The organism is Exiguobacterium sp. s11 (genome assembly GCF_018619015.1).
Lineage (GTDB): Bacteria > Bacillota > Bacilli > Exiguobacteriales > Exiguobacteriaceae > Exiguobacterium_A > Exiguobacterium_A indicum.
Window position 1 is genome coordinate 16565 of the sequence record NZ_JACSNF010000001.1, and the last position, 16122, is coordinate 32686.

Below are 16122 nucleotides of genomic sequence, written 5' to 3' on the forward strand. Positions count from 1 at the left end.
CAAGAGTCGTTTTTTCGAAGGCGTTTTAGGGGTGTATTCCTTTTACACAAGATATAACGTGTGACCTTTTTGTTTCGTTTTGAAGATCAGATGCATGCGCTGTAAAGACCAATGATCGTTTTTTTCATCGTACGGATAAAATGAGAAAGCGTATAAAGCATAGTCGTCTTTGATCTCACTCAATACTACCTTGTGATTGAGTGTTGTGACGCCATGTTCTTTCTTTATGTATTTCTTATGTGATTTTCCGTAGAGCGATTTTGCGACGTCTGTCGCGGTCATACCGAGTTTTAGTTTTTTGTACGACGTATATTCCTTTGTTGCCGCGTCGACAGAATGAGGTGCGAAAATAGCACCAATCATCGAAAGCGTGATCAGAAGCGCGAAGAGTACTTTAAACTGAAGAAGGTGTAATTTTTTCGTACGTGCCATCATGATTGTGTCTCCTTTGACAAACTTATTAAAAACCGTGCGTTTCTTTTCGTTTGAGATACCAGAGAAGTCCGAGTGTAAAGAAAAAACCAATCGCACCTATGATTCCGATGAACAGGAAACCAATGAGATCATTGCCGATATTCTTTTGAAAAAAATAGAATGAACCAAAAATCGCAGTGGTAATCATGAAAATATTCCGTAGATGGCGAAGTACTTGGACTATCATGGATAACCCTCTTTCTTAGTTTTTCGTTCGACGGATCTCGGTCGCGACAATCGAGTCCTTTGCAAACGTCACTTGAATCGTATCACCCGTTTGAATGGCAGACGTGTTATCCGTTTTGCCATACACGATCGTGTCCGTTGTGACGCGAATCTCTGTTAATGCATACTGCTCGTCCGGATGTTGTTCACTTGGAGCGACGAATAACGTATCACCTGTAATTTTCTCGACGGTACGTGCATCGTTCTCGTGTGTACAGGCACTAAGCGGTGTACAAAGGAATAGAATAAAAGCGAAAAGCCACCGACGTGTCGGCATAAACCAGGCACCTGCTTTCGTCTGTTAATAGGGTTAGATGAAATCTTATTATTATATAAATTTTACCAGTTATGATACTGATTGATGCGAATTAAAAAAACTTTCTTACTCCAAAACAACAGGAATTCGGATCGAAATCGGCGTATGATTAAAGGAATACCATCATCTCGATCAGAGGAGGAAATACGATGAAGGCAGCCATCTGTACCCGCTACGGATTCCCGGACGTCTTGCACATCACAGAGGTACCTCGTCCGGTTCCAAAATCAAACGATCTACTGATTAAAGTACATGCATCTGCCGTCCATTCCGGAGATCGTCGCATGCGTTCGCTCGATGTCCCACTGTTAGGGAAACTTCCAATGCGTCTGGCTATCGGCTTCAAGCGACCGCGACAACCAATCCTTGGCGTTGTTCTTGCCGGTGAAGTCGTCGAAGTCGGTCAAGACGTCAAGCAGTTTCAAGTCGGAGACCGTGTCCATGCCTTGACGGGATTTGGCTTCGGTGGATACGCCGAATATGCGTGCGTGTCTGAGAAACGTTGCATTGCTAAAATGCCACAGCACGCATCGTACACGGAAGCCGTCTGTCTCCCGTTCGGTGGTACGACGTCGCTCCATTTCTTCCGGAAACTTCAAATCCATCAGATGAAGACAATCTTGATTTACGGTGCGTCAGGCGCTGTCGGGACGGCTGCCGTTCAAATCGCTAAAGCAAAAGGGCTGCAGGTGACGGCTGTCTGTAGTGGACGAAACACGGAAAGGGTCAAAGCGCTCGGTGCCGATCACGTCATCGATTATACAAAGGACGGTTACGATGGATTGTTGCTGAAGTACGATGCCGTCTTCGATGCATCCGGGAAAATCAATAAGACGCAAGCGAAACGGCACGTCAAACAAAACGGTGCCTTTGCATCCGTCGCGGGGCAGGGTGTCGCGAGAGAACGGAAAGAGGATCTACACTATTTGAATGAACTGTTTGAAGCGGGACGATTCAAAGCCGTCATCGACCATATCTATTCGCTTGATGAGATCGTCGAAGCCCATCGTTATGTCGACGCTGGGCAAAAATTCGGTAACGTCGTCGTGTTAATTGCAGAAGAAATAAAATGATTCAGTAGCTTGGAAGCCATTGTTTTTGAGTGTTCATTGCTCGAGAAAAATGTATAACATACAAAAAAACGAATGAACTACGATATCGTTCAGCGTAAATAATATCATTCAAAAAAGACCTTCTCGATTGTATCGGGAAGGCTTTTGATTTAGTTTCACTTTGGCAAATTGGTCATTCAACGCCTATCATCTTGAAGATGATACAGGATGTATTCTTGTTGAAGTCCTAAAATCGTTTAGATGATAATTCTAATTCAATATGTTCTAGAATACCTGCCTTTCCATGTAGGCGTTTGATTTTTGTGGTGTATGCTTGAATATGGTTACGATCTAAATCGTTCCGAACGTCTTCAGATAGTTCAAAACCATTTGTAAAAACAACTAAATCTTTTGACCAATTGAAAACGAGTTTTGCTAAATGGTGAGCAAAAGCTGGATCTTCGGCAATGACGGCTAAGGGTAAGTCTCGCATCTCCCAGCCATCGCAATAGGGGCAACTAAACAAACTTTTTCCGTAATACTCCTTGATTGCCTCCAGGGGGAATTCTTCTTGAATTCCGGTTGCGAGTAGTAGTGTTTCAGTTGTATAACGATGCTGACCAGTTGAAACTTCAAACAGATGATTCTGATTATCTTGTTTTACTTCGATGACTTTTTCGTTGCAAATCGTAATGGACGGATATGCTTGTAGCTCTTTTAATCCGATCTCCCTAAACTCTGACGGTGTAATTCCATCTCGAGTTAGATAACCATGTGATTCTTGTGTGACACGATTTCGATTTGTAGCATCATCGAAAATTACAATATTTCTTCGAGCTCTTCCTAATGTTAGGGCAGCAGCTGATCCGGCGGCACCTCCGCCAATCACGATGCAATCATATACGTTCATGAACGTTTCCTCCTTTTAGATAACAGATATTAAAGAGTCATAGTGTCTGTAATTAAAGCATAAGACATCACATTGTTTCATATGGATGATGTCTCATTAACTTGAGTAGATAAGTCACTAATAAGCGTGTGTCTTAATGAATCTAAAAATTTGTGTTCAGCAGCCTCGATTGATTTCTGAATCAAGCAGTTCGGATTGTTATTCAGACAAGCGTCAGACATGGATGGTACGCCTTCAATTGCAATGATGACATCAAGCAATGAAATCTCTTCCCAACTTGGTTTTAATTTGTATCCACCTGTAGCTCCAGTAGTCGAGATCACCATACCCGTTTTGACTAGCTTAGTTAAAATCTTCGAGAGGTATGTGGGTGAAACGCCTTGTTGCTTGGCTAACGAGGCTACACCAATATGATCATGAGGCTGATTTACAGCTAAAAATAACATCGTATGAAGTGCATAATTGGTTGCTTTTGATAATTTCATATTCTCACCTTAATTACAGACTTGATGTGTCTATAATACCGTTATTCGTACGAATCTCCAAATGTTATCACTTAAACTAACGAAAGAAGGGTTTATCTACAATTTATAACCACCTGTGAAAGGTAGTTTTTTAGTCATTATCCAATATATGTTAAAATGAAATAGGCTATTTTAAGGATGGGGGATATAGAGATGATGAAACAGATTCATGCGTTTGAGACAAAAACGGACTATGACAAATACGAAGCGGTCACGCATCGCTTTCAAGCACGGTTAGACGAGTATCAAACGATCTTACAAGAGACGTATCAACTGATCGACGTGCCGAAAGGAATTGTTTGGACGTCAGCGGAACTGGCGACGACCGTCTTCTCGGACATTCCGATTCCAGCATTTACGAATAAGGACTTGATCTACATATCACCAGATGTTACAGAGTGGCGAACGTTATTTTTATCCCAACTCGACGGGAAGGACGTACCACATATTCGAGCATTCTACGAAACGCTCGCGGAAGATCACGTCTTGACGATTGCTGGTCATGAACTGACGCATCACTTGGATTTGTTCGTTGATGAATTCGACGATGAGAGAGCAGACGGGATCTGGTTTGAAGAGGGAATGTGTGAGTATCTACCCCGAAAGCATTTGTTGTCGGACGAAGCATTCAAGCGAATTACGACAATTGAGACAGAACTGGTCGAGCTCTTTCAGGAGGAGTATGGAGCGCGCTCGATTGATCAATTTGGGAGTGCCTCCTATGCCGGTAGTCTGTCGAGTATCATGTTTGATTATTGGCGGAGCTTTCTCGCGATCCACCATCTTATCGAGGAACGGTATGACGGGGACGTCTTACGTGTTTTTGAAGCATATCGGAACTGGCATGAACAGGGGCGGGTCGTGCCGCTATCGGAATACTTTAATCTTCAGACGGTAAGACGCTAAGCTGTGTTTGTAGTGGAGGAGGGCTTATGAATCGTTACAGTATTCTTTCGTTATCTGCATTCATCTGTTTTTGTTTCTTATTTTTCCTGATGAAGAGCGGAGTCAGTCTGAAAGGGTTTGGAACTGTCTATATCCTGCTTCTGTTTATCGTTCCGTTAGTCGGCGTATACACAAGGTACAAAACGAAGCATCGAGTACTTAGATGGGGATTCGTCGGCATTCATCTTATTACGTTCTGCATGATTTCGTATTTACTGTTACTGGCTTACGGTATTTCTGAGCCTTAAAAAGGTTGAACAAAAAGGTCAGTTGATTCCGAGTGGCAAAGGAATCAACTGACCTTTACTAATATGTAGTGTGAAATTAGAAAGCATCACGTGATTTAGTTTCGCTTCGGCAAACTAGTCGTCGTGCCCATCTCGACGACGTGATCATCTTGAAGACGATATAGCAAGTATTCCTCTTTTTGAAGTCCTTGCCCCTGTACTTTTACGGCAATCTTATAGCGTTTTTCCTTATCGCGGTGTTTGTCGTCATAAGCAGAATGGAGGGAAACGACATGAGCTGGACCATATTTTTTCTCGACATAAGTCTCAACTTTTGTGCTGACGTGATGCTCAAATCGTTCATCGTATCGGACGTCTAAGTAAAACAGCAGTCCACCTAATAGGAGTGAGACAATTAAAACGTTCATTCCGACTTTTTTCAATTCATCACTTCCGATCGTTCCATAGCATTAAACCTAGAAAAGCTGTTACAGATGATCGAAAGACGATGCATCATAACAGCGATTGAATCATTAATTTGAAAATCTACATCATTTGAGTGATTGCTTTAGAGATCGACTCCAACTAATTTAAGAATGATGACGATCGTGATAGCTGAGAGCGCAAAAGAACCGGCAAAAGCAAGTTGTTTTTTCAAATGGATCTCCTCCTTATGAAAAGGTTACCATTATTATGCCATTAATTGACACTCCCACGGCTAAAGCCGCAAGCCCACACCGTTGGTGAGGGTGGGATTCTCAAGTGCTTGGCGGACTCAATCCATTTCTGCTTCGTCCGAGCCTTGAGGTAGGGGTGTGCCATCACCCCTCCTGAGACAGACCGTATAGGTTCTCAGGCTGATGGACTGTTACCATCCATCACAGGTGCGTATCGAATGTTCATCGCACCGACGGCGTCCCGATGTCCTTTAAACCCACAGGCACACGTGTAGACCCTATCCCTCACCTTGTTCCTGACAGAACAGGATGGGCAGGTCTGACTCGTGTAGGCGGGGTTCACATACTCAACCTTGATGCCCGACAAGGCGGCTTTGTATTCGATGAAGGACGCGAGACGATAGAACGACCATGAGTGGAGGTTCTGGTTGTTTTTACGGCTTGTTCTTGCCGTCTGTCGGATGTTTGCCAAGAGTTCGAGGCGAATGACAGAGATTTTCTTCTGTCTTGCAAAATCGACGATGGCTCGGCTGACCTTGTGGTCCTTGTCCCGCATCCACCGCTGTTCCTTCTGATTGCGTCGTTTGATAGCCTTCGGCTTCTTCTTTTTGCCGAGTGCCTTCCGTTCCGCACGGAACTTGCGTTTCATATACTTGTTCTTACGACCGTTCCCGAAGAAACGGGTCGTGTCGTCATCGGTGACGGCGACCGCCGGCACTTTCAGTCCGAGGTCAACCCCCATCACCCGCACCCCCGTCCGAGGAACGGTCGGGACATGGACGGAAATTTGAGCAATCCACTTCCTTCCCTTCTTCGTGACCCTGAGCGTCCCGAGTTTATTGGCAAGGAGTCGGGTATTCCGATTGTCCTTGTCAACCATGGCAGCACGGAATCGCATCTTCACGGACTTCCCGTCCATCCAAACGGGGAAGGAGATGCTCTCGAAGTCGAAGGAATAGTTCTGATTGTTCCAGACGCAGACCGGCTTTTTGAGGACAGGGATGCGTTTGAAATCCTCTTTCCTCGCCTTCTTGTAGATGCCGACGGCATCTCCTGCGAGTTGGTTCTTCACGGCGCTCGGAAGGGGGGTGTCGATGTCCTTGCTCGACCACCTCTTCCCGTCCTCGGAGGCGACCATGTTCGCCACGACTCGGTTGGCGGTCTGGATATAGGTCTTGCCCATCCTTTTTAGGATGGCATCCTGACGACGCGTGGCATAGATTCGAACTTCTACCGTGACGACTTGACTCATCTTTGACACCTCCTTCATCCTAATAATCAACTCCATTATAGATTGACTATAAATGCATTTCATCAGGAAGAACAGTCGGGGACATGCGGTGTCTGAAGACACCCCGTCCCCGAACTCGCTATCATCCCATCCCTAAAGGAGTGGGCTTTCTCGCTCATACATTCTGTAAAATGTCTGTAAAATTAATTCCAATTAGAACCGTGAATTTTCATCACAATGTTTCAGAAAGGAATAAAAACATCCTTTCGTTAAGAAAGTGGGCAGATTGTTTGGTGACTTAAAAATAGTGATAGTGTGTCTTTAAATTATGTAGTGATAGATATAAAGTATTAAAAAACATATGTGAACGCTCTGAACGCGTCATATAAAAGGATTTTATTATATTTTACAACAAGTTTAGTAATAGTTGAGGCTGTTGGGAGAGTAAGTGATCGTTTGCGACGTAGTGATGATAGGACAATGACGAATCGTTCATATGAAAGAGCGTCAACTGCCGACTCTCGAAGTCGACTTCTTCTATGTAGACAAGTTCTGTAGGGCCACCGGAGTGATGGAGAGGAAGCAGTTTTAAGGATAATCTCTCCCGTAAAGCGATAAATAACATGACTTCCATTTTATAAGCCGTAGAAACGGAAGAATCAATAATGGATGAATCGATGGAGAAATAAATAATTGGATTCATAGTAGAGAACGATACCGGATGAGTCATTTCTTTTTGAAGGTGTTGCATGGTGGACCTCCTTATAATAAGAACGTATGTTCATATTATGGAGTATGAATCCATTTTTTGCAATCCTATATAACGTTTAAAGCCTAATGATGTTTTATCCATAATCGTTCGAGTTTTACTATGAAGTAGCGGAATATGCTTTTCGAAAAAATGCTGAAATTCTTATATATCTTGCGATAATCGAATCATATCCGTACATCGGATCCCGTTTTCGATGATCTCTTCTTCATAGTGTCTCAAGAAAAAGTTCGGATCGACTCCAACGATTCTGAATCCACATTTTTGGTAAAGTGCTAGCTGTCCAATACTTGAATTGCCTGTTCCGATTTCAATGGTCGTATACCCCAGTGCTTTCGCTGTACGAATCGCATGTCGTAAAAGACCTTTTCCGATACCTTGTTTTTGATGTGACTCATCTACTGAGATATTTACGATTTCAATCGTTTGGGGTCTTGTCGGGAGAAGTACATATACACCAATCCATTGGTCATTCCTTTCAGCGACGAAACAATGACTTCTTTTTACATAGCTTTCGACTAACTTTTGAGACGGGTCTGCTGCTAGCAACAGCTCCATCGGTGGATTTTCATGGACGGAAAATTGTCGGATGTTCATATTCTCTCTCCTCATAGATGTATTGGTATGCGTTTGACTTAGAAGTCAGTTTCACTCTATTGTCTCAATAGTTGATATAGCAGCGTTATGTAAGAACTTGTGAGCCTCCGTTCTTCTTAAGAGTACAAAAGAACATTTAAGAAAAAAAGTCGTCTTCCGTACAGAGTACCGGAAAACGACTTTCTTTCGTTAGATTAAGATCATGATCGTTTAATTAGACGGGAGGAGCTTTACGACATGCAAGGTAGATTTTTTCCGGTTCGTGATGGAGTAAGTGAGTTTCCCATCTTGCAGTAGAGGAGGGGATACCAGCTCTTCAAAGTCTGTTAAAGGAGCGACGGTCTTCGCTTTTAAGTCCGCATACATCAACTGATGGATGCCTTCGCGGAAGACGACTTTTGTATTTGAGAGGAACTGAATGCCGTCGATCGTCGTCTGGGCACTGGAAGCGGAATAGTTCAGCGTCTGTTCGTCCAATCCGATTGGGTGGAACATGGCGTCGCCTTCTGTTCCAAGAGCGAGATAGGTACCGCTGCGACTGAAATCAATTAATCCGGATATTTCTTTTTTGTAGGCACGATCCAGCGTCTCAAGCACACGGACGTTCTTTCCGTTGTTAAAATGAGACGTGTATAAGGTCACGCCGTCATCGCTATCGCGGTGCTCGTATGTGAATAGACCGTCTCGTGCCTTTCCTGTTTTTAAGATGAAGGACTGGAGTGGTGTAATCTTTCCGGTTTTTAAGGAATACGTTTTTATCGTGGAGACCGTTTTCTGTGCAGTCGCTTCTTGCGTGATCCAGGACGCACGAGTTGACGTGACACCGATTCTCGGAGGAGATGTATCGAAGCGACTTTCGCCTGTATCAAGTGTTTTCACTTGATTCGTCGTGATATTTAGTTGACGAATCGACCATTTCACACCTGTCTTTGTCGGCTGTTCCGTTTCGACCCATAGTAAAAACGCACCTGTACCCGTCATCATCGGGATTGCATGCTTCGTCGCATGAACGATTTTGTTATGCTGTCGTTTCGTATCGTATGTATAGATGACACTCTTGTTTTCTTGTAGGTCAAAGTAGAAGATCTGGTTTTGGTAGAAATACTGTGGATCGATCGAGACACGGTGTTTGCTCAGTAATGAAGAAAGGTCGTACGTTTTCGTTTGACCTAACGTGACGCGCTCCGTTTGCTTTTCTAATTCGATTGCTTGTTGGTTATTGGAGTCGGTCGTTGCTTTCTTCAAGGAAGTGTTTACTTGTTCAGGTGACGCGATTTTTTTTTGTGCTACACGCGGTGTTGCTTGTTCTTCCATCATGGTACAACCCGCTGTCGTCCAAACGATGGTCGAAAGACAAAAGACGGATGCGAATCGATGTAATTTCATATCGGATAGCTCCTTCGAAGTTTTTCGGAAATGTAGTTCATTGCTGTACCTCATGTGAAGAAGGACTCGAACGACGGGTGTAAAGAAATACGAGATACCACCACTTTAATGTGTAGGCGAATAAGAAGATACACATCCATGCCCACGGTCGCAGTGTCGTCAATCCTTCGTAAAAATGTTTGAATTCTGTAATGTCAAGACGGTACAAAGAGTTCCAAATGAATAATGCATACAGGAAAAGCATCACTACCACCGCTCGGATCGACGCTTTTCTCAAGGCTGGATGCTTGATCGCGACGAAGATCGTACTGATGAGCGTGATGAAAAAGAATGCGTAGGAAAGTACCCACACCCACATGTCATTGGTTGGTCCCATATGTATTTTCCTCCTCAGTTAATCATGGATGCGTCTAGACGATCGTCTAAACAAAACAGAAAGAATGACATCAATCAGTAAGCCAATCAAGAACCAACTGATCAAGGTCAGGATGTAGATCAGGAACAGAGGGACATGGAAGGAATCTAGCCACGTTCCAAGAAAGGATCGTGATTCGAGAAGCCAGAAAACAGGGCTCGTCAGAAACAACAAGATGTTTTTATCATCGTAGCCGAAGGCATTGAACAGACAGACAGCAAGTGAGAGCAAGGGTAGCCAGAGTCGAAAACCTTTACGCATGGTCATTCATCTCCTGTTTGAGTGGGATGGGTTTCATCGGACTTGAATCAAAAAGGCGGATAGACCGTCGCCATGTTCATTCCACCCGGCAACGACCTCATAGGTATACGTACCTTGAGCAGACGGTGCGATAAGAATATCGTTTTTTAATGAAACCTGTTCACTTTTCGTTTTCGAATCCCAGCGTACGACTTCGAGCGAATCGGGTTTACGATCAAACGAGAGATGAATTTTGTCAGAGGGTGAGACGATGACGGGTTTACTTTTTTCAGTCATGTGTAAAGCATCCACATAGATCATGTCCGCACATTGAGCACTGAACAAACTGGACCAGCAATAAGAACCTTGGACAGTTGGAATCGCTTTACCGTTTACTTCGACGTTTGGATCATAGGGTTCAATTCGAAACGGTTCAAAATAGATGAAAAAAGCAATCATAGCGATTAAACAACTAATCAAGATGTATTTCAGAATAGGAGCACCTCCTTAGAATCAGTATCGTAGAGTGGATCAGTCGGTTGTATCTAGCATATTTTTCCACAAGAAACAATTGAATTCCTTCTACTGGTGGATGGAGTTTCGGGATAGTCTGATATTATTGACTCATTCTTTAAATTAAAAGAAGGACAGTGGTTCATGAGCGAATTCGCTGAACCTCTGTCCTTTGGATGGTCGATTATACAAACTGATTTGATTTAACCAATCTTGTCCTCCGTATCCGGTATGGCGTTTCTTCGTTGACGCGATACACCGATTCCTAAAGCAATAGCAGCTCCAAGACAACTCGATAAGCAGCCGAAGAGTAAATACAGAGAGGGTGTGGATTCGCCGATCATGACGGATGCGATTCCGCCGATGACGGGGAAGAGCGCGACCATATAGCCGCTCTTCGCACCACCGATCCGTTCGACGAGTTTCAGGTAAAACAGCCATGCAAGAAATGATACGATCACGGTTAAATACAGTAAAGCAGAAAGATAGGTGACGGTTGTCGGGAGCGTAAGCGGTGTTCCTTAAAACCAGACGATAGCGCCCATCAGTAGAATCGCGACAGAAAATCCGATCGCGTTGGCATGAACCGGGTTGATTCGTTGCTTGGCGTTCCGCGCTGAACTGGCGTCACCCACTGAAGTCAATAGCGTGCCGACCAAGGCAATCAAGACACCTTTTAAATCGGTCAGTCCATGGATGCTACTTAGACTCGGAACAATCAGGACACCGACGCCGATGATACCAAAACATCCGCCAATCCAAACGTGCGCATGGAGGGTCTCTTTTAAAAACAAGCGCAGAGCAATTGGTGTCAGAATGACCTTGAGTGAGAAAATCAACGTCACGATGGCGGCAGAGCTTAACATCGTCGCGTAATAGAGACATAAGTAACTCAGAGCGAAGTTACAGACACCGAATACGACGATGAAAGGCATGTCCGACGCGGTAGGTTTGTTCGTTCGTTTAACGAATAACGCAAATAGAATGAAAAGAACAGCGGTCATCGCTAATCGATAGGTCAGGGATACTTCCAAGGCGACAGGTGTTCCTTGGATTTTGACAGCAATGAAGTTCAGTCCCCAGACGATCAAACAAAATAGATACATGAAATAGGTCATAGTAGGTCCTCGTTTAAGTAGTTTACTTCCAATTCTTTTCCTGTATTTCATCTTACCAAAAGTAGAACGTTAAGAAATTAATTTCGGTATAAATAGAAAAATCACTGACCGTCATATGACAGCCAGTGATTAAGTAGTAATCATAATTTGATTTTAACGGTGTAGAGAAAACCAGTGAATCCTGTTTTTACGTTCATGACGAAGGTGTTTTCATTTTTCGGTACGATGTAGATGACATCAATTTTTGAGTGTAACGGAGCGTAATAACCTAAGCTTTCTGAATAGGCTTTTTTGTTCAGATTGATCGTTTCTTCAGGCGTGTAGCTTTTCTTGTGACGATCAATCAATGGGAAAGAAGAGGGTTTATAGTCGATATAAGAGTCAGCTGAATCTTCACCCTTTACCTGCATCTCAAGTCTGACAGATACGGCTTGTTTATCTTTCGGAAGATTCTTAAGTGGAACACGTTTCGCCGAACTGACCATGAACCCACGTTCTTTCATTAAATTTTTATCACCAGCATAAGTCTGAAGACCACCTTTATTCATCAGTTCTTCGATGGCGTCTGTATTCGCTTTCTTTGACTGTTTCTTTTGTCCGGTCTTCACGGTGGTTGATGTAACATCTACAGCATCGACTTCGATTTTGACGGTCGTCGGCTTCGCAATGGCTTCGCTTGTCGCGAGAAGAACATACGTATTTTTATCACTTGGAACACGGAACACAAGATCGACGCGAGAAACGAAAGGTGGGAAATAGCGATAGCCGTCCTTCCAAGCGTCTGGGTTCCGGTTCTCATAATCGACAGCTTCGTATACATTACCGCTTGTATCCTCTAACGTGAATAGATTTGGCTTATAAATACCATATCCGCCATCTGCGTCTTTATCCTTGTAGTTCTCAAGGATGACGGGAACGGTAACATATTGTTCATCATCAAGAGCTGGTAATTTCAACTCCTTTGGAGGTGATAGGAGAAGTTTATCAACGCGGAAAATATTGCTTTTTGTTTTAGGATCTCCCGGATAGGTTTGAACGACTCCACGATTCATTAGTTGATCGAGCTTGCTCGAATTGACTTTTTTCGTAGAGGACGCTTTCTTTTTCTTGTCTTTTACATCTGCCAATTTCGTTCCTGTCGTCTTGACCGTTGGTGCAACTGTTTGTACCGGTTTCGTGGACGCAGGCCCTTCTTCTGTCGTAGCAAAGAAGAACAGGGAAGCGACACCAACGACAAGGGAACCACCAACTGCGGATAAGGCGAGTCGGAAACGTCGTTCCGTCGCTTTCGTATTCGTTGTGACACTTCCAATCGCAGCGTTCGGTGTAATGCTGACGGCGCGTTGAGCGGGTAAGAGGGCACCGAGAACTCCCGTGATGGCAGGAATCAACAACATAACACTCAAGAAACCGAGCTCACCTGTTGGGAACTGGTTATAGACGAAGCCGATCATCGCAAGAGCGATCAGTAAACCGATGATTCCAGCGAACAGTCCCGTCATCAATCCTTCACTTAAGACGAGCGTCCGAATTTGACCATTGCGCCAGCCGGTTGCTTTTAAGACAGCAAGCTGACTTTTTCGTTCGTTGACGTTTTGCCACATGATCTCCGTCGTCGTCAGGATAGCGATAAGTAAAGCGACACCCATCGCAACATAATGCATCGTGCCGACTTCTAGTGCAACGTATTCGCCGAGCCATGTCGCATACAAGACACCTTTCAGTCGGAAGGTGATGAATAGGAAGAAAATGAACAGACTCGTCGGCAAGGCGATCGCGATTGTCGAGAGGATCGTCCGTTGCCAATACGTTGCAAGTTGGTTGATGCTCATCCCAAGGACACTTTGTGCCCGGACGAAGCGACGACCTTTTGAGACTTCACCAGAACGCATACTTTCGAATGGTTGAATCCGGCGGATGAGCGTCATCGGGACGAGCGTACCGCCCCAGTAAATCAATAGACCAGCAAGTCCAATCAAGATGATCCGTGATAAGGCAATCGGATGATCCGTCGTCAGCCAGAACGAACCGAGGATCGTCCAAGAAATCAAGGCGACGAGTGTGCCGAGTAACGTTGCTTCTAGGAACAGAAGCTTCGAGAGCTGACGTGGACGCCAACCGAGCGACAGTAAGATCGCGAATTCCTTCTTGCGGGCATAGAGTAAGATGATGTTTGAACTAAAGACATACACGAGAGCAACAGCGATGACGCTGGCGATGATGCCGCTCATTCCTACCTTCGCTTCTTGGAAAATTGCCATCGACGAACCGAGTTTGATCCACGGTTGCTGGATCCAACCGAGTGCCGATTCACCTTTTAATCCAGGGAGGTATGTCAGCGCGAGCTGTGGCGAGGAGCCAAGCGTGACGTCGGTGATCAGACCGGTCTTGTCCTCGATCTCTTGAGCAACAGCTTTCAACTTTTTCTCACTCGTCGCGTTCATCGTCTCGACACCTTTGACGTTGACACGAATGGCAGAGATGGCTTTATCACCACGTAACTTAAAGGCGGCGTCAAGCGTCGTCAGCATCGATGGTGGTTTCGTCAAGAAGTCATACGGATCGTTCGTCGGTTTGACTTCCCGGACTGGATTGACCGGTTTTTCATTCTTGTCCATGACCCATTGGGCTTTCGCCGGGAAATAGGTCTCCATCGGCAGTTCCGTCAATGGGTCCTTCGAGATGTTCAATTTCTTCGGATCAAAGACACCAATGTAGTTCAAATGCATTTTCGGTACTTTATCAAGATTACCCGTGTTGTCACCGAAGACACGTGCTTTTCGATACATCGATCGTTTCGAAATGAGGACGTCCTTATCGACCTCTTGAGGTGTTACTTGATAGGTGAACGGCCAACGTTTGGCAAAGGGACTAGCAATCGTTTGATAGTCGACAGACGATGGCTTTAAAAACATCCAGTCAAAGCTTCCACTTGCTTTTTCCGGAACCTTATCTTCGAGAATGTTCTTAATAAGTTGCTTTGATGCTTGCTCTGTCGAAATATAGTATTCCTTCGTATCTTTAACAGGAAGCGTCTTGAGGTAGGATTCGCCACCTTTTTTCATGATACTGCGCACCGTTTCAACCATTGAATCTTTGACGAGCGGGATATCGACTTTCTCGTAGCGATAGGTCCGCGAAGCATTGACGTACTCCTGACTATTCATGATCAATGGGATGTCCCAGACACCGTCACCATAATCGTTCACGACATCATCCTTCGTGAAATAACGACTATGCGTAGCCTTTTTGGTTGCCTGATCGAGTCCAACGAGTTGTGCTTCTGCTTCCGGATCAATCCCGGCAAGCATCACTGCGCTCCCGTAACCGTAGACCAGTATCTTGCATATCCGTAAACGAAATTTTGTAAATGCCCGGTTCTTTGAAATTATAGGTATCCGTTTCAGCATTCGTATTGTAGTTCCCAATCATCGCAATCGGTGCTGCGACTTCTACGTCAGCAATCTGCTTGATCGTCTCGTACTGCTTGCGGGTGATTCCACCGTCGAGTCCGCTCATATAGTTCGGTTCGAGCAGGTTCAAGTCTTCCGTCACACTCCGGCTGCCTTCCGGACGGACGACGATATCGTACGACGATCCCCAGCGTTTTTGCAGTTCATCGACGACCGTTCCGTTGTTCGCTTGCGTCGTACCGATCAAGTAACTCAGTCCGGTACTGACGATCAGGACGCCGACGAGCAGCAAGATGAAACGCTCCTTGTTACGCCACCAGGAATTCCAGATGAATCTCAGCATGTACTATCCCTCGCTTTCGTTTGATTTGAAGAAAATTGTGTAATAGGACCTCCTTATCATTTATGTACATATCCATATATTTCTTTTTATTTTTCCATTATATACAAATAATAGTGAATTGACTAAAAAATCTGTTAATTAGTTATGTTCGTTTTTAATAGATTAGAAAAAGCACCTCACGAAGGAGGTGCTACATCAGGAGTGATTCTTTTAAGCATAGAGTGGACTACATTTCCGCATGATGATTTCGTCGAACGAACGCCCTTCATAGGATACAGCATCAGGAATCGTTTCTACGATGTCAAAGCCAACTTTTTTATACGCAGCGATGGCTCGCTCATTATGCGAAAACACTTCAAGTTCAAGGTGATGAAGTCGAAGTTCCTCGAAACAAAACCGGATGATACACGCGATCGCCTCTGTTCCGTATCCTTGACCGGTCCAGGGGAGGGCACGCATCGAAATACGAAAGCCCGCTTGTTTCAACTCTGCCTCAATGTCTAAAATGGAACACTCACCAATTATTTCACCGGAATTCAAACAGATTGCGAAATCGAAGCGCGATGGATCAGCTTGAATCGAAAGAATGTGTCGTTCGATCTGCTCGAGCGAAAACGTCGCCGTCGTACCAGTCAAATAACGTAATGTCTCATCCTGGGTTTGTTCGAATAAGACGTGCGCATCGGTCACGTCAAGCGGACGGAGGAAAATTCGTTTTGCGGTCAGGTTCATGAATATCTTCCTTTC

General features: G+C 44.5%; 18 protein-coding genes and 1 pseudogene. 2 read left to right on the plus strand and 17 right to left on the minus strand.

Annotated features, from left to right (window positions below; all coding sequences use genetic code 11):
* Nucleotides 1-42: 42 nt before the first annotated feature.
* The 3 genes from KNQ12_RS00120 to KNQ12_RS00130 are packed head-to-tail and all read right to left on the minus strand — an operon-like array spanning nucleotide 43 to nucleotide 976.
* Nucleotides 43-435 carry a hypothetical protein gene (locus KNQ12_RS00120; RefSeq protein WP_214745523.1) on the minus strand — a complete coding sequence of 131 codons (393 nt, stop codon included), beginning with the start codon at nucleotides 433-435 and terminating at the stop codon, nucleotides 43-45.
* Between the two features lie 25 nt (nucleotides 436-460).
* Nucleotides 461-661: a hypothetical protein gene (locus KNQ12_RS00125; protein ID WP_214745526.1), complete on the minus strand. Its 201-nt coding sequence runs from the start codon at nucleotides 659-661 to the stop codon at nucleotides 461-463.
* Nucleotides 662-676: 15 nt separating this feature from the next.
* Entirely contained in the window at nucleotides 677-976 is a 300-nt protein-coding gene (locus KNQ12_RS00130) for a hypothetical protein (protein WP_214745529.1), read from the minus strand.
* Between the two features lie 188 nt (nucleotides 977-1164).
* Between KNQ12_RS00130 and KNQ12_RS00135 the strand changes: the two genes are divergently transcribed.
* Nucleotides 1165-2088: an NAD(P)-dependent alcohol dehydrogenase gene (locus tag KNQ12_RS00135; RefSeq protein WP_214745532.1), complete on the plus strand. Its 924-nt coding sequence runs from the start codon at nucleotides 1165-1167 to the stop codon at nucleotides 2086-2088.
* Nucleotides 2089-2314: 226 nt separating this feature from the next.
* Here the strand turns inward: KNQ12_RS00135 and KNQ12_RS00140 are convergent, their stop codons facing one another.
* On the minus strand, nucleotides 2315-2977 hold the full coding sequence (locus KNQ12_RS00140) for an FAD-dependent oxidoreductase (protein ID WP_251055680.1): 663 nt from the start codon (nucleotides 2975-2977) through the stop codon (nucleotides 2315-2317).
* Between the two features lie 77 nt (nucleotides 2978-3054).
* Entirely contained in the window at nucleotides 3055-3462 is a 408-nt protein-coding gene (locus KNQ12_RS00145; RefSeq protein WP_056061047.1) for an RrF2 family transcriptional regulator, read from the minus strand.
* A 192-nt stretch (nucleotides 3463-3654) separates the two neighbouring features.
* On the opposite strand from KNQ12_RS00145, the gene KNQ12_RS00150 reads away from it, so the two are divergent.
* Nucleotides 3655-4407, plus strand: a complete 753-nt coding sequence (locus KNQ12_RS00150) for a collagenase (protein WP_251055681.1) — start codon at nucleotides 3655-3657, stop codon at nucleotides 4405-4407.
* 382 nt (nucleotides 4408-4789) lie between these two features.
* Here KNQ12_RS00150 and KNQ12_RS00155 read toward each other — a convergent pair whose 3' ends face one another.
* The 12 genes and pseudogenes from KNQ12_RS00155 to KNQ12_RS00205 all read right to left on the minus strand — a co-directional run bounded on the left by KNQ12_RS00155 (nucleotide 4790) and on the right by KNQ12_RS00205 (nucleotide 16107).
* Nucleotides 4790-5101, minus strand: coding sequence for a hypothetical protein (locus KNQ12_RS00155; protein ID WP_214745535.1), 312 nt, complete (start codon nucleotides 5099-5101; stop codon nucleotides 4790-4792).
* Between the two features lie 424 nt (nucleotides 5102-5525).
* Nucleotides 5526-6602 (minus strand): RNA-guided endonuclease InsQ/TnpB family protein, encoded by a 1077-nt coding sequence (locus KNQ12_RS00160; RefSeq protein ID WP_214745538.1) that lies wholly within the window; start codon nucleotides 6600-6602, stop codon nucleotides 5526-5528.
* A gap of 385 nt (nucleotides 6603-6987) precedes the next feature.
* Nucleotides 6988-7332: a hypothetical protein gene (locus KNQ12_RS00165; RefSeq protein ID WP_214745541.1), complete on the minus strand. Its 345-nt coding sequence runs from the start codon at nucleotides 7330-7332 to the stop codon at nucleotides 6988-6990.
* Nucleotides 7333-7494: 162 nt separating this feature from the next.
* Nucleotides 7495-7947, minus strand: coding sequence for a GNAT family N-acetyltransferase (locus KNQ12_RS00170; protein WP_214745544.1), 453 nt, complete (start codon nucleotides 7945-7947; stop codon nucleotides 7495-7497).
* Nucleotides 7948-8157: 210 nt separating this feature from the next.
* Nucleotides 8158-9333, minus strand: a complete 1176-nt coding sequence (locus tag KNQ12_RS00175; RefSeq protein ID WP_214745548.1) for a hypothetical protein — start codon at nucleotides 9331-9333, stop codon at nucleotides 8158-8160.
* A gap of 37 nt (nucleotides 9334-9370) precedes the next feature.
* Entirely contained in the window at nucleotides 9371-9709 is a 339-nt protein-coding gene (locus KNQ12_RS00180; RefSeq protein WP_214745551.1) for a hypothetical protein, read from the minus strand.
* A gap of 18 nt (nucleotides 9710-9727) precedes the next feature.
* Nucleotides 9728-10009 (minus strand): hypothetical protein, encoded by a 282-nt coding sequence (locus tag KNQ12_RS00185; RefSeq protein ID WP_035397676.1) that lies wholly within the window; start codon nucleotides 10007-10009, stop codon nucleotides 9728-9730.
* Nucleotides 10010-10042: 33 nt separating this feature from the next.
* Nucleotides 10043-10468, minus strand: a complete 426-nt coding sequence (locus KNQ12_RS00190) for a hypothetical protein (protein WP_251055682.1) — start codon at nucleotides 10466-10468, stop codon at nucleotides 10043-10045.
* A 236-nt stretch (nucleotides 10469-10704) separates the two neighbouring features.
* Nucleotides 10705-11619 (minus strand): annotated as a pseudogene (locus KNQ12_RS00195) (DMT family transporter).
* A gap of 140 nt (nucleotides 11620-11759) precedes the next feature.
* Nucleotides 11760-14930: an ABC transporter permease gene (locus tag KNQ12_RS00200; RefSeq protein WP_251055683.1), complete on the minus strand. Its 3171-nt coding sequence runs from the start codon at nucleotides 14928-14930 to the stop codon at nucleotides 11760-11762.
* Nucleotides 14914-15375 carry a hypothetical protein gene (locus KNQ12_RS16910; protein WP_251055684.1) on the minus strand — a complete coding sequence of 154 codons (462 nt, stop codon included), beginning with the start codon at nucleotides 15373-15375 and terminating at the stop codon, nucleotides 14914-14916. Before KNQ12_RS16910 ends, KNQ12_RS00200 begins: the two co-directional genes overlap by 17 nt.
* Before the next feature lie 210 nt (nucleotides 15376-15585).
* Nucleotides 15586-16107 carry a GNAT family N-acetyltransferase gene (locus KNQ12_RS00205; protein WP_214745554.1) on the minus strand — a complete coding sequence of 174 codons (522 nt, stop codon included), beginning with the start codon at nucleotides 16105-16107 and terminating at the stop codon, nucleotides 15586-15588.
* Nucleotides 16108-16122: the final 15 nt, after the last annotated feature.

Coding starts and splice junctions, on each gene's coding strand:
- KNQ12_RS00120 (WP_214745523.1), bottom strand. CDS start 435: ATGATGGCACGTACGAAAAAATTACACCTTCTTCAGTTTAAAGTACTC.
- KNQ12_RS00125 (WP_214745526.1), bottom strand. CDS start 661: ATGATAGTCCAAGTACTTCGCCATCTACGGAATATTTTCATGATTACC.
- KNQ12_RS00130 (WP_214745529.1), bottom strand. CDS start 976: ATGCCGACACGTCGGTGGCTTTTCGCTTTTATTCTATTCCTTTGTACA.
- KNQ12_RS00135 (WP_214745532.1), top strand. CDS start 1,165: ATGAAGGCAGCCATCTGTACCCGCTACGGATTCCCGGACGTCTTGCAC.
- KNQ12_RS00140 (WP_251055680.1), bottom strand. CDS start 2,977: ATGAACGTATATGATTGCATCGTGATTGGCGGAGGTGCCGCCGGATCA.
- KNQ12_RS00145 (WP_056061047.1), bottom strand. CDS start 3,462: ATGAAATTATCAAAAGCAACCAATTATGCACTTCATACGATGTTATTT.
- KNQ12_RS00150 (WP_251055681.1), top strand. CDS start 3,655: ATGATGAAACAGATTCATGCGTTTGAGACAAAAACGGACTATGACAAA.
- KNQ12_RS00155 (WP_214745535.1), bottom strand. CDS start 5,101: ATGAACGTTTTAATTGTCTCACTCCTATTAGGTGGACTGCTGTTTTAC.
- KNQ12_RS00160 (WP_214745538.1), bottom strand. CDS start 6,602: ATGAGTCAAGTCGTCACGGTAGAAGTTCGAATCTATGCCACGCGTCGT.
- KNQ12_RS00165 (WP_214745541.1), bottom strand. CDS start 7,332: ATGCAACACCTTCAAAAAGAAATGACTCATCCGGTATCGTTCTCTACT.
- KNQ12_RS00170 (WP_214745544.1), bottom strand. CDS start 7,947: ATGAACATCCGACAATTTTCCGTCCATGAAAATCCACCGATGGAGCTG.
- KNQ12_RS00175 (WP_214745548.1), bottom strand. CDS start 9,333: ATGAAATTACATCGATTCGCATCCGTCTTTTGTCTTTCGACCATCGTT.
- KNQ12_RS00180 (WP_214745551.1), bottom strand. CDS start 9,709: ATGGGACCAACCAATGACATGTGGGTGTGGGTACTTTCCTACGCATTC.
- KNQ12_RS00185 (WP_035397676.1), bottom strand. CDS start 10,009: ATGCGTAAAGGTTTTCGACTCTGGCTACCCTTGCTCTCACTTGCTGTC.
- KNQ12_RS00200 (WP_251055683.1), bottom strand. CDS start 14,930: ATGCTTGCCGGGATTGATCCGGAAGCAGAAGCACAACTCGTTGGACTC.
- KNQ12_RS16910 (WP_251055684.1), bottom strand. CDS start 15,375: ATGCTGAGATTCATCTGGAATTCCTGGTGGCGTAACAAGGAGCGTTTC.
- KNQ12_RS00205 (WP_214745554.1), bottom strand. CDS start 16,107: ATGAACCTGACCGCAAAACGAATTTTCCTCCGTCCGCTTGACGTGACC.